This is a genomic window from Pseudonocardia xinjiangensis (genome assembly GCF_050948425.1).
In the GTDB taxonomy this organism is placed as follows: Bacteria; Actinomycetota; Actinomycetes; order Mycobacteriales; family Pseudonocardiaceae; genus Pseudonocardia; species Pseudonocardia xinjiangensis.
Genome location: NZ_CP192009.1, coordinates 2,460,625 through 2,481,693, shown reverse-complemented (window position 1 = coordinate 2,481,693; position 21,069 = coordinate 2,460,625). Strand labels below are relative to the sequence as shown.

The window sequence follows — 21,069 nt, the reverse complement described above, 5'->3', positions numbered from 1 at the left end:
GGCAGACCGCGGTGAACCGGGCCACGAGCGCGGGGAGATCGCCGCGGGTCACCCGGCGCCGCCCGGGGCCCCACCGGGTTGCAGCGCAGCCGCCCGGCCCGTCAGGCACCGGACACCAGCGAGCCGAGGCCAGTCGCGCGGGCCAGCCGGGCGTCCTCGTCGTACGGCGGCCGACGACCTCCTCGTCCACGGCGTGGAGCTGGTCGGCGAGGTGGAGGGCGTGCCCGAACTGCTCGCCACGACCGACGCCACGGTCGAGCAGATCGCCGTCGGCGCCACGAGGTACGCGGGCAGCGTCGCGGCGCTGCCCCCGGCGAAGTAGGGGGGACGAGACCATGCCTGTGGTCGCCTGGGTCACGATCGTGATCGCCGCGTTGATCATCGCCGTCACGGCGGTCGGCCTGCTGCGGGTGATCCTGCACCTGCGCCACATGCACACCACGCTCGGCGCCCTGCTCGGCGGCGTGCGCACGGTCGCCGACCGCACCCGCACGGTGCCCGAGGGTGGTGCCGTCGGTGAACGCGAACCTCGCCCCCGTGCGGGCCTGGACCGAGACGGTGTGAGGAGCGAGTTGTGATGGTTCCCTTCGGATGGACCCTCGGCCTGGTCATCGGGCTGGTGGTGGTCGTGGTCGTCGTCGCGCTGGTGACGCCGATCCTGGTGCTCGCCCACGAGATCGGCACGCAGGCCCAGGAGCTCGACGTGGAGCTGAACCGGGCCCGCGTCCACACGGCGGGCCTCGCCGGCCTGCACCAGACCATCGACCACGCCACCGCGATCATCGGTGGCCTGCAGCGCGCGGCCGCGCGCGGCTGGGAGGCTGACCGTGTCCACTTCTCCTGGGCCGCTCTCCTCCGGTGAGATCACGTACTGGACGGTGATCCTGGTGATCGGCCTGGTCGTCATCGTCGCGGTGGTCGTGCTGCTCAGCATGCTCATCGCGTTCGTCAAGCGGATCGACCGCCACACCACCGCGATCGGCGGCACCCTCACCGCGATCACCGCCAACACGGCGGACACCACGCTGATCCCCACCACCGGGGACGGGCTCGACCTCGTGCTCGCGGAGGGTCTGCAGCACCACCTGTTCCTCGGGCGCGCGGTCGGCACCATCCCCACCCCGGCCGGAAGTGCCGCCGGCCCCGAAGGGAGCGTCTAGTCATGTCGGAGTCGACGCTGATCGTCCTGACCGTCGTCGAGATCGTCGTGCTGATCGCCGGGCTGGCGTTCTTCCTGTACTGGACGGGCTCGCTGCTGGCCCGGATCGCCACCACCCTCGAAGCCGGTGACGAACTGGTGCAGAAGATCGTCGAGGACGCCTCGGTGATCCGGCCCGGACTGAAGCACATCAACCGCTCGGGCGGTGTCGTGGCGGGCGCACTCCCCCTGCTCTACGGCTTCGCCGAACAGATCATCGCGAAGGTCTCGCCCAACCCCGAGCGTCCGAGGGTGGCCACGCCCGCCACCGGGCAGCGTCGCTCCCGCCTGCTCGAGGCCGTCGGGTTCGGGGGTCCGGCCCGGCACTGAGGAGGGCTTCGCGGGCCCGCCGGAACGCCACGTTCACGTCACGAGGGGTGTGAACGTGGCGTTCCCGTGTGCGGGGCGGCCTGGTCAGGGCTGCGGGGCGTCCGCCCAGGCCGCGAGCTCGTCACGGGTCCAGCGCGCCGACCCGTCGCGCAGGTCGTCGAGGTACTCGCCCACCCAGCGCAGCTCGGCGACGGTGACGGCGCGGACGTACTCCCCCTCCACCACGGTGACGCGGGGCAGGCCGGCGTCGGTCGCCACGGCGATCCCCGCGTCCAGCTCCGCGAGCCGCTGCACCAGCCGTTCGCGGCGCTGTTCGAGCAGCTCGGCGGCCTCGTCGGGGGTGAGCATCGGGAGGAACGACAACGCGGCCGGGAACTCGGGGAACTCGTTGCGCGGCGTCGAGAGGATCTCGGCGAGCCACTCCCGGCCGACCGCCCGTCCCTCCGGCGTGACCTGGTAGATCGTGCGCTCCGGGTACTGCTCGTCGCGCCCCGTGCCCTGCACCTCGATCAGTCCCGCGTCGCGGAGCCTGGTGATCATCTTGTAGAGCGTCGCCCGCTGCCCGACGTTGATGACCTGGTCCTTGCCCCACTGCCGGACGAGCTGCTGGATGCCGTACGGGTGCAGCGGACCGGCTTCGAGCAGCCCGAGGACGGCCAGCGCGAGCGGGGAGCGGCGGAACGTCGACGCCATGCGGTCACGCTAACACTAGTTGCTTTAACACTAGTGTTGATGCGACTATAACCGCGTCGTGATGGTCGAACAGCAGGGAGCAACGACATGCGGGTACTCGTCGTCGGCGCCGGCACCGGAGGGCTGTGCCTGGCCCAGGCACTGCGCCGGGCGGGGGTCGAGGTGGAGGTCTTCGAACGCGACCGGACCAGGACCGACGGCCTCTTCGGCCACCGGGTGGGGATCTCCCCGGACGGCGCAGGCGCCCTGCGTGCCTGCCTGCCCGGGCCGCTGTACGACACGTTCCGGGCGACCGTCGCCATCACGCCCACCTACTTCACGATGTACGACGAGCGGATGAGGGAGCTGCTCGGCATGAGCACCGGCGACTTCGGCGCCAGCGCCGACGACGAGTGCTCGGTCAGCCGGATCACCCTGCGCCAGGTGCTGCTCACCGGACTCGAGGACGTCGTGTCGTTCGACCGGAAGTTCGTCCGGTACGAGCAGCACGACAACGGCACGGTCACCGCGTTCTTCGCCGACGGCAGCCACGCGACCGGCGATCTGCTCGTGGGGGCCGACGGCACGTCGTCGGCGGTGCGCCGCCAGCACCTCCCGCAGGCCCGGCTCGTGGAGACCGGCCTCTTCGCCGTCACCGGCAAACTCCCGCTGACCGACGAGACCCGCGCGCTGCTACCGCCGAGGGTGCTGCGCGGCGTCTCGATGGTGTACGCACCGCACGGCAACGGCGCCATCCTGCACGTGATGGAGTTCCCCTGGGACCACGACGGGACGGTGAAGCACGGCATCGGCGGCAACGACGCCGAACTGCTGCGCGCGTGGCCCGGGCTGGCCTTCGACAACACCCGCGACTACATCAGCTGGGGCTTCAGCGCCCACCGCCGCCGCCTGCCGGCCGACTTCATGCGCCTCGACGGAGCCGCACTGCACCGCATCGTGCTCGACGCCACGACCACCTGGCACCCCGACCTCCGCGAACTGTTCCGGCTCACCGATCCCTCGACCTGCTTCCCCGTCAACGTCCGCACCTCGGAGCCGGTGGAGCCGTGGCCATCCAGCTCGGTCACCCTGATCGGCGACGCGATCCACACGATGACCCCGGGGCTCGGCGTGGGCGCCAACACCGCGTTGCGCGACGCCCGGATCCTGGCCGACGCCCTCACCACAGCCGACCGGGACGGCACCCCGGTGCTCGACGCGGTCGCCGCCTACGAACGGCAGATGCACGACTACGCCTGGCCACTCGTGGCGAAGTCCCTGGAACGCTTCGACGGCGACGCCGCCCTCTACAAGCCCGTGGTCGGCCGCCTCGCGCTGGCCGGGATACGCACCGGCATGCGGGTGGTGAACCACCTCCCGGCCGTCAAGCGGCGGATGGCCGCGGCGCAGGGCGCGGATCGGGGGCATGGTCGGCAGGAGGGGTGACGGCGGAGGTGACGGGACGAACGGGTCGGAGAGCATGGCTGCTGCGACCCAGGCCGAGCGCCGGCCACCCATCCCCGGAGCCCTGATGGCCGAAGCACAGAAGTACCTAGAGGTCGACGGGACTCTGACCTGCGAGTTTCATCATATGGTCCTCTGCGATTACGAGCACCCCGACAGGGCCGATGGCCGACGAGCGATCGGCACCGATGACATTGCCACTCCAGGAATCGGCATGATCCAGCTGTATTGTGGCCGCGGGAATCGTCACTGCCGCGTTCACGTGGAACTCTGGAGCGCGGCCCCCGAGCACGTTCCCGGCTATGACGATTCGTTCGAAGGAGCGCTGGAGGCAACCCAGACGTCTCTCACCCTGGATGGCGTCACGGCAACTCCTGACGAGCTGAGGATCGAGCTGCCCGAGGCTGGGACATACGTCGTTCGAGCCTATCGGCGCGGACCCGTACTCGCCGGAGGGGATGAGGACGAACCAGACAGAGATCCAGAAGAGTGGCTCCTTCAGTTGTGGAGCTCCGATACCGAGCACCTCAATCGGACTTCGTAACCTTCCGGAGTTGCGTGATCGGGCTCCTCGCCCCCTCAGCAGCGCCGGATCGGCTTGGCGGTGGGGCGTTCCGCACCCACGTCGAGCAGGCTGCTCGCGAAGTGCCCGCGCATCGACTGCGCCGGCTCACGCGTGGAACTTCCTTTGACTACATCCTCTTCGCGAGGCAGTGCCGAGCGAAGCTTTGGCCACATACGCCGGGGCCCACCGAGCGACAATCCGGATGCGCTCGCCGCAGGTCCGTCCGGCGCCGCGCCCGTGGAGAACTTCCCCAGGCGGCCCGCTAGGACGAGGAGCGGAACTGTCGGTGGCGGGCCGTATAATCGAACGTATGTTCGAGATCGACACTCACCGGCTGGTGCCGCGGTCCGCGCCACTGGCGTGGACCGAGGTCGCTCCCGACGGCATGGCGGTGCTGATCCTCGATCAGGCCGGACCACCCGTGGACGGGTTCGAGCAGTTGGAGCGGATCGGGGCCTGGGAGAAGGTCATCGCCTGGGCGCAGGCCCGCCAGTACGCCGAGATCGCCCAGCTCGTCGCGGCCGCTGAGGCTGCTCCGGCTGCGGGTCTGACCGCGGCGCAGGCGGTGGAGTCCGCGCAGGCCGAGGTCGGGATGATGCTGCGGCTCTCCCCCGGCGGTACCGCGTGGCGGGTCGGGGAAGCCCGGCAGTTGGCGGAGGAGTTCCCGGGCGTCTTCGCCGCCCTGGAAGCCGGGGCGATCACCCTGCCCAAGGCGCGGATCATCGCCGAGGCCTGTACCGACCTCGACCCTGTGGCCGCTGCGGCGGTGGAACAGAAGGTGTTGGCGCGGGCGCCGCAGCAGACCACCGGGCAACTGCGGGCCGCGCTGCGGCGGGCGGTACTGCGCGCCGACGGTGACGCCGCCGCCCGGCGTCGCGAGCGCAAGCGGCGCGAGCGTGCTGTGGTGTTGTATCCGGAGCGCGATGGGATGGCCACGCTGTCTGCGACGTTGCCGGCGGCGGAGGCGGTCGGGGTGTTCGCGGTGCTCGATCAGCACGCCCGCGGCTGCGGCAGCGCCGATGAACGCCCGATGGCGGCCCGGCGGGCCGATGCGCTGGTGGATCTGGTGTTGCGCGAGACCGGGTTCTGCAGCACCGCGGGACAACAGGCCGCCGCTGCGGAGGTGGCAACCACTTGCTCGACCGACAGCCCCACCAGGTCCGACAGCCCGGCGCCACCCCTATCTGGGTCCGAGCGGCTGCCTGGGCTGGCGCCCGAGGGTGGGGTCCCCACCGTCACCAACAAGGTCTCGATACAGATCCGGGTCACCGTCCCCCTCGACACCCTCCGCGGCACCTCCAACGAACCTGGTGAGCTCGCCGGATACGGCCCCATCCCCGCCGAGCACGCCCGCGAACTCGCCGCCGACCCGAACAGTGTCTGGAGGCGGCTGGTCACCGACCCCCTCAGCGGCGCGTTACTGGATTACGGCACCACCCGCTACCGCCCACCCCCGCACCTGACCGAACACCTCATCGCCCGGCACCGGTACTGCCAAGGCCCCGGCTGCCGCGTACCCGCGGACCGGTGCGACCTCGACCACAACATCCCCTTCGACCCGGACACCGACCAGGGCCCGACATCGGCCGCGAACCTCGGCCCAAAATGCCGGCCGCATCACCGGTTGAAGGGCATGCCGGGCTGGAGCGTCAGCCAGTACCCCGACGGCACGATCCTCTGGACCACACCCAGCGGCCACACCTACCGCGTCGACCCACCACCACTCACCGAACCCCGCGTCCCGAAGAAGGCCACAGCCACCGATGACGAGGAGCCACCGTTCTGAGCCGGCCGACACCACGGCGAGGCCGGTCGATGCTCGCGCCGCTACCCGCCCGCCGGCATCGGTGGGGCGTCGTCGGGAACCAGCGCCGCTCCGATCCTCCGCCACAGAAGATCGCCGGAGTTGCTGTACGCACCGGTGACCGGGTCGAAAGCATCCTCGTCGAAGGTCACGGCCACGGCGATGGCCACCTTCTGCGAGGGCAGGTAGGCGAATGCTCCGGCTTCTCCGCTGAAAAGGGGGTTCTGCATCAGCCAGTTACCGGACGAGACGATTCCGAGCCCGTAGGTGTAGCCGGCGGACTGGGGGAAGCAGGTGGTGCATCCGTCCAGCGTCGTCGTCCTGCCGACCAGATCCTTCGTCACCATCTTCTGGTAGGACTCGGGCGACAGGAGCTGCCCGGTTCCGATGGCGACGGCGGTGGTGTGCAGATCACGGATGTCCGTGGTCTGGATGGCGCCGTGGGTGATGGTCCACGACGGGTTCCAGAAGGTCGACTCCTCGTAGAAGGGCGTCCCTGCGGGAACCTTGAGAGCCTGCCGGCGCTCCGAGGTGAAGGCGTGCAACGCAGGCTGGGTGATCGCCGGCGTTCCCGGATCGGTCGTGTTGTCGAGCCCGAGAGGGCCCAGCACCTTGTCCTGCATCAGCGCGGACATGGTCTTCCCGGTGATCTTCTCCAGGGCCAGCCCGAGGATGACGTAGTTCGTGTGCGAGTAGTTCCAGTTCGTTCCGGGCTCGTAGAGGAGCGGGTATTTCGTGCTGATCGCGATGAGCTGCTGCGGGGTGACGCTGCGGAACGGGTCCGCGTACTGCGCGTCGGTCAGTTCGGCGGTGCTCACGTAGTCCACGTAACCCGAGGTCATCTGGGCCAGCTGCCCCAGCGTCACCCTGTCGGTGTACGGGATCTCGGGCAGCCACGTCGCCACCTTGTCGTCGAGGCTCACCTTCTTCTCGTCGACGAGTTGCAGCAGCAGCGTGGAGACGTAGGAGATGGCGACCGCACCGTTGCGGAAGTGCATGTTCGTGGCCGCAGGTACGCCGGTCATGGATTCACCGACGGCCTGGGTGACGATCTCCCTGCCGTCCACCGTGACGCTGACGATCGCCGCTTTCAGGTGATCGCTCGCCATCGTTTCCGCGACGACCTTCATCACCATGGCAGCGGCAGCCGGATCGGTCGACGACGGTGGGTTCGGTCCGGCACTCGCGATATCCGTCGAACCCGGCGCCGAGGACGGCGAGGAGGCGATCGGTGACATACACGCCGTGCAGATTCCGGCGAGACAGAGAAGTGCGAGAATCGCCCGTGGAACCTGTATGCCTCGCGGCGGAGGCACCGGGACGCGTGGGGCGTCCATGGCCGTCTCCCGTCCACTGCGGTCGGCGCGCCGCCGCCATGACGAGGGGCGATTCGGCACCTCTCGCCCGTACCGCTCGACCTTTTCCTGGGTGGCGCAGTGCACGAAGTCTCGTCAGTCCGACCACGAACGTTACCGCGCATGGCGGTGCCGTTCTCCCGTTCCGTGGCCGGCTGGAACACTCCGGTCGGCGAGTGAGGAGGACAGATGGACGGGAACGATCCGCACATCCATGTCGAGTCGACGGTGGTCCACGACCACGGCGCTGTCCGCAACGTGATCACCTCCACGTTCGGCCTGGCCGCTGACCTGCCGACCATCGTCACTACCGGGTGCGGGCTACGGGTGCCGTACGCGATGACCTCTCCGCGTCCGGATCGGGTCACGTGTCTCGCCTGCCGTGAGCACGCGCGGCTGGCGCACCTGCGCTTCGCGGAGGATGTCGAGCGGCTGAGCCGCATGCCTGGATCGATCGTCAGCACCGACCAGGCGGAGCCGGTCGCAGCCAGGCACCGCGATCTCGCGGAGAAGTTCTCCGACGCGGAGGGCTGAGCCCGCTACGCAGGATCACCCCGGCCGGCCTGATCTCCGGTTCGGTGCGGGGGCAGCGGGGCCGTGTTGGGGGCGTCGGAGTACTCGCCGATCCATTCGTCGCGCCAGGAGTTGTCGTACTGCTGCTCGTTGCAGAACGGGTGGTACACCGCCACCAGTTCGTTGGTGATCATCTCCCGGTGGGAACGGTTGCCACCGGGCACCTCCAGGAAAGCGATGTGCACCTTCCACTTCGAACCGGCCCGCTGCGTCCAGCAGTGGGCCCGCCGGTGCCGGAACGGGAAGCCCTCCGCCGCGGGGTCGTCCGCGTGCCCGACGTAGATCACCGCGTACTTCTCGGGCTTCGTCTCGGGATCGGGCTTGTAGAGGACGGCATATACCCCCGGCCGCGCGGGAGGCGTCCAGCCGCCCAGCACGCGGGGCCCGGAGAACGCGTATCCCGCGAGGGAGCCGAGGCGGATCATCCGCCCGCAGCGCCAAGATCGGGGTCGGCGTCCATGTCCTCGTCCTCGCTCACCGCCTCCACCCGGACCACCGGGTAGCCGGGCAGCCCCGCCTTCGCCACCGCCGCCGCGAACTCCGCGCGGCCCTTCTCGACGGCCTCGTCGCGGGTGTCGGCCAGCACCACGAGCTGGGCGCCGTAGCGCGTGGTGCCGATCCCGGTGGCGATGCCACCGCTCGGGGCGACGGCGTCGGCCAGCTCGACGACCTCCTCGAGCTCCATCACGCGGTCGCCCTCGGCCTCGATGCCGACGCTCCACCTCACCATGTCCGCGCTTCCCCTCTCACCGCGCCAGCTTCGGCAGCAGCACCGCGAGCTCGGTGAGGCTGCTCAGGTCGTGCCCGGACAACAGGACGTCGATGTGCGGCTCGGCGACCATCATGCCGACCGTCTGCGGCCGGTAGCCCGAGTCGTCGCCCTTGTGCGGGTTCATCCAGACGATGTGGTGGCACAGCCGCCCCAGCCGTTCCATGGCGGTGGCCAGCGTGTCGGGAGCACCGCGGTCCAGCCCGTCGGAGCAGATCACGACCACTCCCCCGCGGCACACGCCGCGCCGGCCCCAGCCCCGCACGAACTCGTCGATGCAGTCGCCGATGCGGGTGCCGCCCTCCCAGTCGACGACCAGGTCAGCGGCATCCGCCAACGCCTGGTCGGGGCTGCGCCGCTGCAACGGCACGGTGATCCTGGTCAGCCGGGTGCCGAAGCAGAACACCTCGACCCGCTGCGCCGCCCGCCGCGCCGAGTGGGCGAACTGCAGGAGCGCGCGCGAGTAGTCGGCCATCGAACCCGAGACGTCGAGGACGAGTACCAGCGGCCGGAGCTTGACCTGTCGCCGCTGCCATCGCAGGTGGACCGGCTCCCCGTGCATCCGCAGCGACTCCCGCACGGTCCGGCGCAGGTCGGGACGGCGACCCCGCGACGACGGGCGGGTGCGGCGGGTGCGGCGCCGCGGCGGCGTGAGCCGCACCTGCTCCATGATCCGCCGCAGCGCGGCGAGCTCGTCGGGAGTGCAGGCGGCGAACGACTTGCGGCGTGGGACGCCGCGGCGCGCGGGGCCGGCGTCGCCCCGGGGATCGCCCACCTCGCCGTCCACCAGCTGCGCAGACGCGAGCTGCAGGTCGTGGACATGCCGGGAACCCCGATGGAGCTGTGCTGGCATGCCACCACGCCGCCCGTCGACCGGCGCTCGGTGGCCGCCGCGTCCCTGCGGCACTTCCTCACCCCGGAGGCGATGAAGCTGCTGCGCTCCCCCGGTGCGGGCGTGCCGCCGTCGCGGTTCCGGCCGCCGGTGTACGTCACCATCTGGAGCTGACCGGGCCGGATCCGCGGCCCCCATCTCCCCCGTTCCACCTAGTCGCACTACTGCATCCAGGGTGCGCACGATGGGCCGGCCGCGTGCAATTTCGCGTGCATTCCGTGAGCGGTTGCTCACGTGGCGTCAGATGGTTGTAGCCTCGCCGCTCGTCCGCCGCTCCCCCGGGCGACTCCCCAGTGACGAGGTCTCAGAAACGGTGCAACGCACGATGTGGAGATCAGTCCTCGATACGCTCCCCCGCGGTTACAACATCGGTGAACGGGACTGGCAACGCCGCCACCGGCTCCTGCTGGCAGTGCTCGCCGCGCACGTCCCAGGCCTCGGGCTGTTCGGCGTGCTCATCGGACATTCACCGCTCACGGTGCTGTACGTGCTGGTCACGCCGCTGGTCTGCCTTCTGCTCGGCTCCCGGCTACGGCAGCGTCGGCGGGCGGCGTCGGTGCTGGTGACGGCGGGGCTCGTCTACTCCTCGGCCGCACTGGTGGGACTGTCCGGCGGCGCCATCGAGGCCCACTTCCATTTCTTCATCATCATCGGGTTCATCGCCCTCTACCAGGACTGGGCGCCTTTCCTTTTCAACATCGTCTTCACGGTGGTCAGCCACGGGATCGGCTCCGGCTGGCACCAGAACCTGATCTTCAACCACCCGGCCGGGCAGGGGAATCCGTGGCTCTGGTCGGCGATCCACGGCATCGCCGTTCTGTTCGCCTGCGCGGGAATGATGTTGTTCTGGCGGATCACGGAGGAGTCACAGCGGGAGAAGGACATCCTGTCCCGCCGGCTCGCGAACGTGGAGATCAGCCGCCGCCAGTTCACCTCCGACCTGCTGGTGAACCTCGCGCGGCGCAACCAGAGCATGCTCTACCGCCAGCTCGACATCCTCAACCAGCTCGAGGAGTCCGAGCGCGACCCCGACGCGCTGGCCGAGCTGTTCGAGCTCGACCACCTCGCCACCCGCGTCCGGCGCAACGTCGAGAGCCTGCTGGTGCTCTCGGGCGAGAAGCCGTCCCGCACGTGGAGCGAGCCCGTGCCGCTGCGCGACGTGCTGCGGGCGGCGGTGGCGGAGACCGAGCACCTGGATCGTGTCGTGCTGGTCGTCGACGAGCAGCCGGCGGTGTCCGGGCAGACCGTCACCGACCTGACGCACCTGATCGCCGAGCTCACCGAGAACGCCGTGCGGTTCTCCCCGCCCGACACCGTCGTGACCATCCGCACCTGCCCCGACCGCGGCGGCCGCGGCGGGCAGCTGGTCACGGTGGAGGACTGGGGTGTCGGGATGCCCCGGGACGAGCTGGCGTCGGCGAACGCGCTGCTCGCCGACCCGCCCGAGGTCGACGTCTCGGTCGCACAGCGTCTGGGGTTCCACGTCGTCGCCCGGCTCGCCGTCCGGCACCGCATCCGCGTCTCGCTCACCGCCAGCCCCGGGTCCGGTGTCACCGCCGTGATCGCGCTGCCCGCCGGGGTGATGGAGTCGCCGCGGCTCGTCCCGATGCTCGCCCCGCCGCCCCGGCGTGCCGAACCCGATCCCGTCGGGCACGAGGGGACCTGGGAAGGCTGGTGGGACCAGAACGCCGAGGCCAGGACGGAGCCCGCTCTGCTGGCCGTGATGGTCCCGGCCCCGCGGCCGGTTGCGACGGCCCCGGGCCTGCACGCGGCTGCGACCATCCCCGGCCCGCGCCCGGCCGGCACTGTCCCGGTCACGGAGCCGGTGCCGCAAGCGGCCGGCACCGGGCCCGATCCCCAGCCTCCGGCGACGGACCCCGCCCCGCAGCCTCCGGCGAACGACCCTGCCCCGCAGCGAACCGCTCCGGTCCCCACCCCACCCCCGGCTACCGGAAGCCCAGCCTCCCGCCCCGCAGCGCCGGTGCCGACCCCACCCCCACCGGCAACCGACCCCGTCCCGCAGCGAGCCGCCCCGCCCCCGTCCCCGCCGCCTGGAGCGACCGAGCGCACCCCGCGCCCCGCCGCTGTCCCGGCCCCACGCCCCGCGCCGTCAGCGGCCCCACCTCGCGCCGATCCGCCCCGCCCGGTCCCGGCGCCCCGGGGCGCGCCGCCCCCCGACTCCGGCGAGCGTGTCCTGCGCCGGCGGGTCCCGCAGGCCAGCCTCGCGCCGGAGCTGCGCGAACCCCTCGGACCCGAGCCCGAGGTGGCCGTCCCCCCGCGCCGCGCCGAGGCAGTCGGGGCTCTGTCGCGGTACCAGGCCAGCCGGCTCGCCGCGCTCGCCGCCACCGAGAACGCGGGGCGGTCGTGATCGGCAGGCCGCTCGACTGGCTGCTCGTGGAGTTCGCTCGGGAGACACCGGGGGTCGTGCAGGCGTTGGTCGTCTCGGGCGACGGCCTGCGGCTCGCGACCTCCCCGGGGATGGCCGATGGCCTGGCCGACCAGCTCTCCGCTGCGGCGTCCGGACTGGTCAGCCTGGCCAAGGGCACGGCACTCCTGCTGCGCGCGGGCCCGGTGACCCAGACGATCCTCGAGATGGACGACGGCTACCTGTTCGTCACGGCGATCAGCCACGGCGCCACCCTCGCCGTGCACGCCGGGCGGCGGTGCGACATGGGGATGGTCGGCTACGAGATGACCATGCTGGCCTCCCGGGTGGGGCACGCGCTGACCCCGGCGACCAGGGCCGACGCCGGAGGCTCCCCGCAGTGACCCCGGACGAACCGGCACGACATACCGACTCGGGGCGCCGCGACGACCGGGTCGTGCCCGTGTACGCCGTGACCGGAGGCCGCACCCGATCCTCAGGACGTGACCTGCCGGTCGAGTCCCTCGTCCTCGCGACCGACCGTTGGGCCGGTGACCTGCAGAAAGAGCATCGGATGATCATCGAGCTGGCAGGACGACCGGTGTCGCTCATGGAGGTCGGAGCGGCGCTGCGCGTCCCGGTCGGGGTGGCCCGGGTGCTCGTGAGCGACCTGGCCGACTCCGGCTACCTCGTGGTGCACGCCCCGGCACCGGCAGGCGTCGGCGGGCGCCCCGCCGCGGAGGTGCTGAACCGGTTGCTGGCGGGTCTCCGTGCGCGATGACAACGGGCCGATCCCGCTGAAGGTCGTCGTGGCCGGCGGCTTCGGGGTGGGCAAGACCACGCTCGTGCGGGCGCTGTCGGAGATCCCGCCGCTGCTGACGGAGGAGCCGCTGACCGCGGCGTCGGTGGGGGTCGACGACATCGCGGCGGTCCCGGGCAAGAACACCACCACGGTCGCGATGGACTTCGGCCGGATCACCGTCGACGACGCGCTGATCCTCTACCTGTTCGGCACGCCGGGGCAGGACCGCTTCTGGTTCATGTGGGACGAGCTCGCCCGCGGCTCCGTCGGCGCCGTCGTGCTCGTCGACCTGCGCCGGGTCGAGGACTGCTTCCCCGCGGTCGACTACTGCGAGAACCGGCAGCTGCCGTTCGTCGTGGCGTTGAACGACTTCCCCGGCACCACCGGATTCTCCGCGGAGACCGTGCGGGAGGCACTCGCGCTGGCACCCGACGTGCCGGTAGTGCGGATGGACGCCCGCAGCGACGGCTCGTGTCTCGCGACGATCATCGCGCTGGTCGAGCACGCACTGGAGCGCACCACGGTCGCCGGCTGACGGCGCCGCTGCGGCGCCGGGCACCCACCTGCGCGGCTACCCGGGTGCGTCATGATCCCCGGGTGACGGGAGAACTGCGGATCGGCACGGCGCAGCGGCGGGCCCGGCTCGGGCGGCGGCACCGGCTCGCTCCCGGCCACGCCGCCCCGGACTCGGTGGCCGGGGTGGTGGGCGTGGCCGACGCACTCGTCGCGCTGCACGCCACGGACCCCGCGTCCGTCGTGCTGGCGGTGCTCGCCCGGTCCGACGCCGCTGCTCCCACGGTCGAGCGGGCCCTGCACGACGAGCGCGCGCTGGTGCGGATGCTGTCGATGCGGCGCACGGTCTGGGTGACGGCGCTCGACGTCGCACCGGTCCTGCAGGCCGCGTGCACGCTCGACGTGGCCGCGGTGCAACGCCGCAAGCTCGTGCAGCACCTCGAGCGTGCCGGGGTGGCCGAGGACCCGGCGGTGTGGCTCGCCGACGTCGAGGCGTCGGCGTTGCGGGCGCTGGTCGCGCGGGGTGAGGCCACCGCGGTCGAACTGGTGACCGACGAGCCGCGCCTGCGCACCCGGATCGTCGTGCCCCCCGATGACACCCCGCAGAACATGACGAGCCGGGCGCTGCTGGTACTCGCCGCGGACGGCCACATCGCCCGCGGCCGTCCCCTCGGCGGGTGGACGTCCACGCAGTACCGCTGGTCACCGACGTCGGCGTGGTGGCCGGGCGGGATGCCTGAGCTGGACCCGGCCGCCGCCCACGCGGAGCTCGCGCGCCGCTGGCTCACCGCGTTCGGCCCCGCCCCGGTGGCCGACCTGAAGTGGTGGACGGGCTGGACCATGGCCCGCACCCGCGCCGCGCTCACCGCGGTCGGCGCCGTCGCGGTGGACCTCGACGGCGTCCCCGGCGTGGTGCTGCCCGACGACGTCGAGCCCGTCGCGCAGCCCGAGCCGTGGGTGGCGCTGCTGCCCGGGCTGGACCCGACGGCGATGGGCTGGCAGGACCGCGGCTGGTACCTCGGCCCCCACAAGGCGGCCCTGTTCGACCGCAGCGGCAACATCGGTCCGACCGTCTGGAGCGACGGGCGGATCGTGGGCGGCTGGGCGCAACGCGCCGACGGGACGGTCGCGCTGCGGCTGCTGGAGGACATCGGCACCGAGGCGACCACGGCCGTCCACGCGACGGCCGAGCGGCTCTCGGCCCGGATCGGCGACGTCCGGGTGACCCCCCGCTTCCGCACCCCCCTGGAACGCGAGCTCACCACCCTCCCCTGACGGGACCCCGGAAGTTCAGGAAAGCCACTTTCAGGCCCGCAGAGGGCAGGAAAGTGGCTTTCCTGAACCTAGGGGTACCGCGAGGCCCACCGGTCAGGGGAGGCCGCTCGACTGCGCGGCCAGCACGCCGAGGGTGAGCAGGAGGCGGTCCCTCGGGTCGGCGATGGAGCGGCCGGTGGCCGCCTCGATCCGGCGCACCCGGTAGATCACCGTGTTGCGGTGGCAGAACAGCGCCGCCGCCGCATGGGTCGGGGAGCCGCCGTTCGCCAGCAGTTCCCGCAGCGTCTCCAGCAGCGTGTCGCGGTCGGCGGGGGGCAGGTCGAGCAGCCCGCCGAGTGCGGTGCGCACGACGCGTGGCACCAGCTCCGGGCTGTCCACCAGCAGCGCTTCGGGCAGCCGCTCGTCGAGCACCGCCAGGCCCGGTCCCACGAGCGTGCGGGCGGCGGTGTGCGCCATCCGGTAGCCCGCGTCGATCGCGCCCAGCCCGTCCACCACGGGGGAGACACCCACCCGGCCCGCCACGCACGGGCGCAGCGCGTCGGCCACCACCTCGGGCGGCCGGGACCCGAGCGCCACCACCCCCACCTCGTCGCGGGGACGCAGGAACCAGGACGAGACGATGCCCAGCGGCGCCAGCGCCTCCTGCGGCGACCGCAGCGAGTCCTCCCCCGACGGTTCCACCGGCGTCACCACGCACAGCATCGGGCCGCGCTCGGGCAGCCCGAGCACCGTCGCCGCGTCCCGCAGGAACGCCGGGTCGCCCCCGCGGCCCTCGATGAGACCGTCCAGCACGGCGTGGCGCCTGCTCAGGTCGTGGCTCTGCAAACGCAGCTCCTCCAGCCGGTAGGCCTCCACGAGCGCGGTGGCACTGCGGTCGTTGACGCGCCAGACGTAGCTCGCGGCGTCCAGCAGCGCGGTGTCGTACCGCCCGGAGAACCGGCCGCGGGAGGTGCTCAGCAGCGCTTCCCACATGACGCGCCCGCCGAGCCGGTAGGCGCGCAGCACCACCTCGAGCGGCACGCCCTGACGGGCGCGGCGCCTGCCGGTCTGCCGCGAGGTGTCCTCCGGGTCCACCCCGCCCGGCACCTGCTCGGCGAGCGTCTGCACCCCGCGCTCCATGTTGGCCCGGCAGGCACCGCGCAGCTCCTCCACCATGTCCAGCTCGGCGTAGGTCGGCTCGCGGTGCAGCACCATCACCGTCAACCGGTCGGCGAGCCCGTCGACCTCGTCGATCAGGACGCCGCCGAGCACCCGCAGCGCGTCCGCGGACTCGGGCGGCAGCGGCCGGCCCCCGGTGCCGGAGCGGGTTCCGGTGTCGGGGCGGTTCTCACCGGCGCCCCGCCGGGTGGGCAGCATCCCCGCACTGTGCAGCAGCCCGCACAGCGCCGTCCACCCATACGGGCGCGCTGCCCAGTTCCGCGGCCCCGATCCTGGGCGATGTGCACATGGTGCGCGCTGGGCGCTGCGCCCAAAGTGGGGCTACCCAGTGATCGCGGTCACCGCCGCCCGCACCCCGGGAGACGCCCACGTGTCAGTGTCGACATCACCCACCGGGCCGACGGCGTCCCCGGACGTCTCGGCCGTCTTCGCCGTCAGCGGCGTCGGGGTCCGGTTCGGCGGCCTCGTCGCGCTCGACGACGTCTCCCTGGCCGTCGGGCCGGGTCAGGTGCACGGTGTGATCGGGCCGAACGGTGCGGGCAAGACCACGCTCTTCAACGTCTGCTGCGGCTTCGTCCGCCCCGACACGGGCACCGTGCTGCGCCACGGGCGGCCGGTGCGCGACCTGCGTCCGCACCGGCTCGCGGGGATGGGCATCGCCCGCACGCTGCAGGGGGTCGGGCTCTTCCGCGGGCTGACCGTGGTGGAGAACGTGATGGTCGGCGCCGACCGGCACCGGCGCGCCGGCTTCGCCGCCACCCTGTTCGCCCTGGCCCGCTCCGACCGCGACGAGCGGGCGCTGCGCGAGCGTGCGATGGCCGCCCTCACCGAGCTCGGCGCCGACGGCTACGCCGACCGACTGCCCGGGAGCCTCCCTTACCCGGTGCAGAAACGGGTGGCCCTGGCCCGCGCGCTCGCAGGAGAACCCGACCTGCTGCTGCTCGACGAGCCCGCGAGCGGCCTGGGCAGCGACGAGATGACCGAGCTGGGCGAGCTGATCCGGACCTTGACCGACCGCATGTCGGTGGTGCTGGTCGAGCACCACATGGACCTGGTGATGGCGGTCTGCGACCGGATCACGGTGCTCGACTTCGGCAAGGTCGTGGCCGACGGCACCCCCGACGAGGTCCGCGACGACCCCGCGGTGATCGACGCCTACCTGGGCGAGGAGGCCACGCACTCGTGATGGAGCGTGCAGGCTCGACGTCAGCACCATCGTCGGCACCGAGTACCGGAACGCTGGAGATCTCCGGCCTCACCACGTCCTACGGCCCGGTCACGGCGCTCGACGCCGTCGACATCAGCGCGGAGCGGGGCCAGGTCACCGCCGTGCTCGGCGCCAACGGGGCAGGCAAGTCGACGTTGCTGCGCACGATCTCCGGCCTGGTCCGGCCCGCGGCGGGACAGGTGCTGCTCGACGGCACCGACCTCACCCACGCCCCCGCCGAGGCGATCGCGCGCGCCGGGATCGCGCACGTCCCCGAGGGCCGCGGGGTGATCACCGAGCTCACGGTGGAGGAGAACCTGCGCCTCGGGGCGATGCTCGGCGCGTCCCGCCGGCGCACCGAGCGCGGGCTGGCCCAGGTGTACGAGATGTTCCCGCCGCTGGCGCAGCGCCGCCGCCACGACGCGCACGTGCTCTCCGGTGGGGAGCGGCAGATGCTCGTGATCGGCCGGGCCCTGCTGTCCGGCCCGGACGTCCTGCTGCTCGACGAACCGTCGCTGGGACTGGCGCCCCGGATCGTCGCGCAGATCTTCGGGCTGCTGCGCGACCTCGTCGACAGCGACGGGGTCACCGTGCTGCTCGTCGAGCAGAACGCGCGCAGCGCCCTCTCGATCGCCGACGTCGGCGTCGTGCTCAACCTGGGGCGCGTGGTGGCCCGCGACGACGCCGCCGCGCTCGCCGCGGACGACGGTCTCCGCCACGCCTACCTCGGCTTCTGATCAGGAGAGGAGAGCAGTGCAGCAGTTCCTCAACGTCACGCTGACCGGTCTCGGTCAGGGAGCCGTCTACGCCGCCTTCGCACTGGCCCTGGTGCTGATCTGGCGCTCCACCCGGGTCGTCAACTTCGCGCAGGGCGCCATGGCCATGTTCACCACCTACCTGGCGCTCACCGTGATCGAGGGCGGCCAGTCGTACTGGGTCGGTCTCGTCGTCGCGCTGGTCGCCGGGCTGGTGCTGGGTGCCGTGATCGAGCGGCTGGTGATCCGCCCGGTCGAGGGCGGCCCGGAGCTCAACGCCGTGATCGTGACGCTCGGGCTGTTCGTGGCGCTGCAGGCGCTGGCCGCGATCCTGTTCGGCTCCACGTTCCGGTCGTTCCCCGCGCCGTTCGACCTGCGCGGGTTCACCGTGGGCGGGGTCAACATCGCGTTCACCCCGAACAGCATCTACATCATCGTCGCCGTCGTGGTGGTGATGCTCGCCCTCGTCGCGCTCTTCCGCTTCACCGACCTCGGCCTGAAGATGCGCGCCGCCGCGTTCAGCCAGGAGGTGTCGAGGCTGCTCGGCGTGCCCGTCGGGCGGATGCTCACGCTCGGCTGGGCGCTGGCCGCGGGCGTCGGGTCGCTGTCCGGACTGCTGATCGCGGGCGGCAGCCTGGTGTTCCCCGCCTACATGGACGCCGTGATCGTCTACGGGTTCGTCGCCGCCGTGCTCGGCGGGCTCGACTCGCCGGCCGGGGCCGTGGTCGGCGGGCTGACGATCGGACTGCTGCTGTCCTACGTCAGCGGCTACCTCGGCAGCGAACTGGTGGCGCTGGCCGCGCTCGCGATCCTGGTGGCGGTGCTGCTGGTGCGGCCGCAGGGACTGTTCGCCCGGACCGCAGCGCGGAGGGTCTGATGTCCCAGCAGACCGACGAGCCTGCCGCCGCGCAGGCGTCCTCCCCCGTCGCCACCGGAGCTCCGAGGCCCGGCCCCCTGGCTGCCGTACGCCGCAGGCTGCCGCGCTCCACCTTCGGCAGGCACGCGCTGGTGGTGCTCCTCGCACTCGTGGCCGTGGTGCTCGTGCTGGAGCTGACCAGCCCGTTCCGCAACTCGCAGTTCGCCACCATGTCCTACTACGCGATCGCCGCGGCGGGGCTCACCGTGCTCACGGGTCTCAACGGGCAGATCTCGCTCGGCCACGGCGCGCTGATGGCGGTGGGCGCCTACACCACCGGGCTGCTGCTCGGGGACGACGGCACGGGCCTCCCGCTGCTGCTCGTCATGGTCATCGCGGCCGCCGTCACCGCGCTGGTCGGCGCCGTGGTGGGGGCGGCCGCCGCCCGGCTGCACGGGCCCTACCTGGCGGGCGCCACCCTCGCGCTGGCCGTCGCGGTGCCGGGGCTGGCGATCTACTTCGACCACACCCTCGGCGGGGAGCAGGGACTCCCGGTCGCCTCGCCCGACGTGCCCGACTGGTTCGCCGACGCCGTCTACTTCCTCTCCGCCAACGAGACGCCCACCGCCAAGTACCTCGCCTATCTCGGCTGGGGCACGCTGCTGGTGGTGCTCCTGCTGCTGGCCAACCTGATGGCCGGGCGCATCGGTCGGGTCTGGCGAGCCGTGCGCGACGACGAGGTCGCCGCGGAGCTGGCCGGGATCCGGCTGGGCCGGGTGCGGGTGCTCGCGTTCGTGGTCAGCGCGGTCTGCGCCGGGCTGGCGGGCTCGGTGCTCGGCGTGGTGGTGCGGCTGGCCGCGCCCAGCGGGTTCACGATCGTGCTCTCGCTCGGGTTGCTCACCGCGGTGGTCGTCGGCGGCCTCGGCAGCCTGGTGGGTGCGCTGCTCGGCAGCGCGCTGCTGGTGTTCCTGCCGCCTGCTGTCACCAACCTCGGCATCGGCGCCGGGCTGGACGGGACGCAGGCCGCGCAGCTCGCGCCGTTCGTCTACGGCGTGGTGCTCGTGCTCGTGATGCTGCTCGCGCCGTCGGGAGCCGTCGGCGTGGTGAAGAAGCTGTGGAACCGGAGCAGGACCAACCGCCGGGGACCCTCGACGAGGAGGACAGGATGACCAGGACGAGCAGGCGCTCAGCGCTCGCGGCGGCGGCGGTCGCGGCGGCGCTGGTTCTCAGCGCGTGCGGTGCGGGCGGGCGCCCTGACGGCGGGTCCGGGGCCGACGCCGCCCCCGCCGTCGGCATCACCGACACGTCGGTGAAGATCGGGGCGCACTTCCCGCTCACCGGCGTCGCGGCGCCCGGCTACAGCGAGATCCCGACCGGCGCGAAGGCCTACTTCGACTTCGTCAACGCCGCAGGCGGGATCAACGGGCGGACGATCGACTACGTCTTCCGCGACGACGCCTACAACCCGACGCAGACCAGCCAGGTGGTCAACGAGCTCGTCCTCCAGGACCAGGTGTTCGCGCTGCTGGGCGGCCTGGGCACCCCCACGCACTCGGCCGTGCTCGACTACCTCAACAGCGAGGGCGTGCCGGACCTGTTCGTCTCCTCGGGCTCGCTGCTGTGGGACCAGCCGGCCAAGAACCCGCAGACCTTCGGCTGGCAGCCCGACTACGAGATCGAGGGGAAGATCGTCGGGCAGTACGTGGCGCAGAACTTCCCGCAGGCCAAGGTCGGCCTGTTCCTGCAGGACGACGACTTCGGCCGCGACGGCGAGCTCGGCGCCCGCCGGTTCCTCGACAAGCAGATCGTCGCCGCCGAGCGGTACACGCCCGGCAACACCGACGTGGCCCCGCAGATCGCGGCGCTGCAGGCGGCGGGCGCCGACCTCGTGATCGGCTTCAACGTGCCGTCCTACACGGCGCTCTCGCAGCTGCAGTCGCTGCGGCTGAACTACAAGCCGCAGTGGATCTACTCCAACGTCGGCTCCGACCCCGGGCTCGTCGGCTCCCTGCTGGCCCGCTTCTCCGAGGGCGCCGTCACCGACGCGGGGCTGCTCGACGGCGTGATCACCACCGAGTACCTGCCCGGTGTCGACGCGCCGGACGACCCGTGGACCCAGCTGTTCCAGCGCGTGTGGGACGAGCACGGCGGCGACGGCGAGCTGACCAACTACCGCATCTACGGCATGTCCCAGGCCTACACGTTCGTGCAGGCGCTGCAGGCGGCCGGGGCCGACCCCACGCGCGAGAGCATCGTGGCGGCCGTCGAGCGGTCGGGCGCGCAGTTCCAGGGCCCGTGGGTGGCGCCGTTCCGGTACTCGGCCGACCGGCACGCCGGCGTCTCCGGGGTGGAGGTCGCCCGGATCACGGGCGGCACCACGGAGAGCCTGACCCCCGTACTCGTGACGGACAACGGTGACGCCCCCATCACGGAGGCCACCGGCGAACCGGCGGCTCCCCCGGCGAACGGCATCCCAGCAGCGCCCCCTGCGGGCTGAGCGCCGGCCCCGAGTTCAG

Annotated in this window: 26 protein-coding genes; 20 read left to right on the top strand and 6 right to left on the bottom strand. The window is 72.1% G+C overall.

Annotated features, from left to right (window positions below; translation table 11 throughout):
* Nucleotides 1-193 precede the first annotated feature (193 nt).
* The 5 genes from ACQPZA_RS11825 to ACQPZA_RS11805 are packed head-to-tail and all read left to right on the top strand — an operon-like array spanning nt 194 to nt 1,528.
* Nucleotides 194-322 (top strand): hypothetical protein, encoded by a 129-nt coding sequence (locus ACQPZA_RS11825; protein WP_433280464.1) that lies wholly within the window; start codon nt 194-196, stop codon nt 320-322.
* Nucleotides 323-335: 13 nt separating this feature from the next.
* Nucleotides 336-578 carry a hypothetical protein gene (locus ACQPZA_RS11820; protein ID WP_433280462.1) on the top strand — a complete coding sequence of 81 codons (243 nt, stop codon included), beginning with the start codon at nt 336-338 and terminating at the stop codon, nt 576-578.
* Entirely contained in the window at nt 578-862 is a 285-nt protein-coding gene (locus ACQPZA_RS11815) for a hypothetical protein (protein ID WP_433280460.1), read from the top strand. Before ACQPZA_RS11820 ends, ACQPZA_RS11815 begins: the two co-directional genes overlap by 1 nt.
* Nucleotides 828-1,160, top strand: a complete 333-nt coding sequence (locus ACQPZA_RS11810; protein WP_433280458.1) for a hypothetical protein — start codon at nt 828-830, stop codon at nt 1,158-1,160. The genes ACQPZA_RS11815 and ACQPZA_RS11810 overlap by 35 nt, the downstream gene beginning before the upstream one ends.
* A 2-nt stretch (nt 1,161-1,162) precedes the next feature.
* Nucleotides 1,163-1,528, top strand: coding sequence for a hypothetical protein (locus tag ACQPZA_RS11805; protein ID WP_433280456.1), 366 nt, complete (start codon nt 1,163-1,165; stop codon nt 1,526-1,528).
* A gap of 84 nt (nt 1,529-1,612) precedes the next feature.
* Here ACQPZA_RS11805 and ACQPZA_RS11800 read toward each other — a convergent pair whose 3' ends face one another.
* Complete coding sequence (locus ACQPZA_RS11800) at nt 1,613-2,221, bottom strand: PadR family transcriptional regulator (RefSeq protein ID WP_433280454.1); 609 nt, start codon at nt 2,219-2,221, stop codon at nt 1,613-1,615.
* A gap of 87 nt (nt 2,222-2,308) precedes the next feature.
* Here ACQPZA_RS11800 and ACQPZA_RS11795 point away from each other — a divergent pair, with 87 nt between their 5' ends.
* The 3 genes from ACQPZA_RS11795 to ACQPZA_RS11785 all read left to right on the top strand — a co-directional run bounded on the left by ACQPZA_RS11795 (nt 2,309) and on the right by ACQPZA_RS11785 (nt 6,015).
* Nucleotides 2,309-3,646, top strand: a complete 1,338-nt coding sequence (locus tag ACQPZA_RS11795) for an FAD-dependent oxidoreductase (RefSeq protein WP_433280452.1) — start codon at nt 2,309-2,311, stop codon at nt 3,644-3,646.
* Nucleotides 3,647-3,731: 85 nt separating this feature from the next.
* Nucleotides 3,732-4,208: a hypothetical protein gene (locus tag ACQPZA_RS11790; RefSeq protein WP_433280450.1), complete on the top strand. Its 477-nt coding sequence runs from the start codon at nt 3,732-3,734 to the stop codon at nt 4,206-4,208.
* A 331-nt stretch (nt 4,209-4,539) separates the two neighbouring features.
* Nucleotides 4,540-6,015, top strand: a complete 1,476-nt coding sequence (locus ACQPZA_RS11785; protein WP_433280448.1) for a DUF222 domain-containing protein — start codon at nt 4,540-4,542, stop codon at nt 6,013-6,015.
* A gap of 41 nt (nt 6,016-6,056) precedes the next feature.
* Here the strand turns inward: ACQPZA_RS11785 and ACQPZA_RS11780 are convergent, their stop codons facing one another.
* On the bottom strand, nt 6,057-7,271 hold the full coding sequence (locus ACQPZA_RS11780) for a serine hydrolase domain-containing protein (RefSeq protein WP_433280446.1): 1,215 nt from the start codon (nt 7,269-7,271) through the stop codon (nt 6,057-6,059).
* Between the two features lie 306 nt (nt 7,272-7,577).
* On the opposite strand from ACQPZA_RS11780, the gene ACQPZA_RS11775 reads away from it, so the two are divergent.
* On the top strand, nt 7,578-7,922 hold the full coding sequence (locus tag ACQPZA_RS11775) for a hypothetical protein (RefSeq protein WP_433280444.1): 345 nt from the start codon (nt 7,578-7,580) through the stop codon (nt 7,920-7,922).
* 5 nt (nt 7,923-7,927) lie between these two features.
* Here ACQPZA_RS11775 and ACQPZA_RS11770 read toward each other — a convergent pair whose 3' ends face one another.
* From ACQPZA_RS11770 to ACQPZA_RS11760, 3 genes are read right to left on the bottom strand one after another with little or no spacing between them, the layout of a single operon-like run.
* Nucleotides 7,928-8,386, bottom strand: coding sequence for a hypothetical protein (locus tag ACQPZA_RS11770; RefSeq protein ID WP_433280443.1), 459 nt, complete (start codon nt 8,384-8,386; stop codon nt 7,928-7,930).
* Nucleotides 8,383-8,691 (bottom strand): hypothetical protein, encoded by a 309-nt coding sequence (locus ACQPZA_RS11765; RefSeq protein ID WP_433280441.1) that lies wholly within the window; start codon nt 8,689-8,691, stop codon nt 8,383-8,385. The genes ACQPZA_RS11770 and ACQPZA_RS11765 overlap by 4 nt, the downstream gene beginning before the upstream one ends.
* A 16-nt stretch (nt 8,692-8,707) precedes the next feature.
* Nucleotides 8,708-9,505, bottom strand: a complete 798-nt coding sequence (locus ACQPZA_RS11760) for a vWA domain-containing protein (protein WP_433280439.1) — start codon at nt 9,503-9,505, stop codon at nt 8,708-8,710.
* 45 nt (nt 9,506-9,550) lie between these two features.
* Here ACQPZA_RS11760 and ACQPZA_RS11755 point away from each other — a divergent pair, with 45 nt between their 5' ends.
* From ACQPZA_RS11755 to ACQPZA_RS11730, 6 genes are all read left to right on the top strand, one after another.
* Entirely contained in the window at nt 9,551-9,736 is a 186-nt protein-coding gene (locus tag ACQPZA_RS11755; RefSeq protein ID WP_433280437.1) for a hypothetical protein, read from the top strand.
* Nucleotides 9,737-9,947: 211 nt separating this feature from the next.
* Nucleotides 9,948-11,990 carry an ATP-binding protein gene (locus ACQPZA_RS11750; protein ID WP_433280435.1) on the top strand — a complete coding sequence of 681 codons (2,043 nt, stop codon included), beginning with the start codon at nt 9,948-9,950 and terminating at the stop codon, nt 11,988-11,990.
* On the top strand, nt 11,987-12,391 hold the full coding sequence (locus tag ACQPZA_RS11745) for a roadblock/LC7 domain-containing protein (protein WP_433280433.1): 405 nt from the start codon (nt 11,987-11,989) through the stop codon (nt 12,389-12,391). The genes ACQPZA_RS11750 and ACQPZA_RS11745 overlap by 4 nt, the downstream gene beginning before the upstream one ends.
* Nucleotides 12,286-12,768 (top strand): DUF742 domain-containing protein, encoded by a 483-nt coding sequence (locus ACQPZA_RS11740; protein WP_433280431.1) that lies wholly within the window; start codon nt 12,286-12,288, stop codon nt 12,766-12,768. Before ACQPZA_RS11745 ends, ACQPZA_RS11740 begins: the two co-directional genes overlap by 106 nt.
* The gene (locus tag ACQPZA_RS11735; RefSeq protein ID WP_169399659.1) at nt 12,758-13,324 is read left to right on the top strand and encodes a GTP-binding protein; all 567 of its coding nucleotides are present in this window, start codon (nt 12,758-12,760) and stop codon (nt 13,322-13,324) included. The genes ACQPZA_RS11740 and ACQPZA_RS11735 overlap by 11 nt, the downstream gene beginning before the upstream one ends.
* A 62-nt stretch (nt 13,325-13,386) precedes the next feature.
* Nucleotides 13,387-14,577 (top strand): winged helix DNA-binding domain-containing protein, encoded by a 1,191-nt coding sequence (locus ACQPZA_RS11730; protein ID WP_433280429.1) that lies wholly within the window; start codon nt 13,387-13,389, stop codon nt 14,575-14,577.
* Nucleotides 14,578-14,670: 93 nt separating this feature from the next.
* Here ACQPZA_RS11730 and ACQPZA_RS11725 read toward each other — a convergent pair whose 3' ends face one another.
* Nucleotides 14,671-15,933 carry a PucR family transcriptional regulator gene (locus tag ACQPZA_RS11725; protein WP_433280427.1) on the bottom strand — a complete coding sequence of 421 codons (1,263 nt, stop codon included), beginning with the start codon at nt 15,931-15,933 and terminating at the stop codon, nt 14,671-14,673.
* A gap of 178 nt (nt 15,934-16,111) precedes the next feature.
* Between ACQPZA_RS11725 and ACQPZA_RS11720 the strand changes: the two genes are divergently transcribed.
* The 5 genes from ACQPZA_RS11720 to ACQPZA_RS11700 are packed head-to-tail and all read left to right on the top strand — an operon-like array spanning nt 16,112 to nt 21,050.
* On the top strand, nt 16,112-16,921 hold the full coding sequence (locus ACQPZA_RS11720; RefSeq protein ID WP_433282771.1) for an ABC transporter ATP-binding protein: 810 nt from the start codon (nt 16,112-16,114) through the stop codon (nt 16,919-16,921).
* The gene (locus ACQPZA_RS11715; protein ID WP_433282769.1) at nt 16,921-17,679 is read left to right on the top strand and encodes an ABC transporter ATP-binding protein; all 759 of its coding nucleotides are present in this window, start codon (nt 16,921-16,923) and stop codon (nt 17,677-17,679) included. The genes ACQPZA_RS11720 and ACQPZA_RS11715 overlap by 1 nt, the downstream gene beginning before the upstream one ends.
* 16 nt (nt 17,680-17,695) lie before the next feature.
* Complete coding sequence (locus ACQPZA_RS11710; RefSeq protein ID WP_169399654.1) at nt 17,696-18,574, top strand: branched-chain amino acid ABC transporter permease; 879 nt, start codon at nt 17,696-17,698, stop codon at nt 18,572-18,574.
* On the top strand, nt 18,574-19,722 hold the full coding sequence (locus ACQPZA_RS11705; RefSeq protein ID WP_433280426.1) for a branched-chain amino acid ABC transporter permease: 1,149 nt from the start codon (nt 18,574-18,576) through the stop codon (nt 19,720-19,722). Before ACQPZA_RS11710 ends, ACQPZA_RS11705 begins: the two co-directional genes overlap by 1 nt.
* A complete protein-coding gene (locus ACQPZA_RS11700; protein ID WP_433280424.1) occupies nt 19,719-21,050 on the top strand; it encodes an ABC transporter substrate-binding protein in 1,332 nt (443 codons plus the stop codon). The genes ACQPZA_RS11705 and ACQPZA_RS11700 overlap by 4 nt, the downstream gene beginning before the upstream one ends.
* The last annotated feature ends 19 nt before the right edge of the window (nt 21,051-21,069 follow it).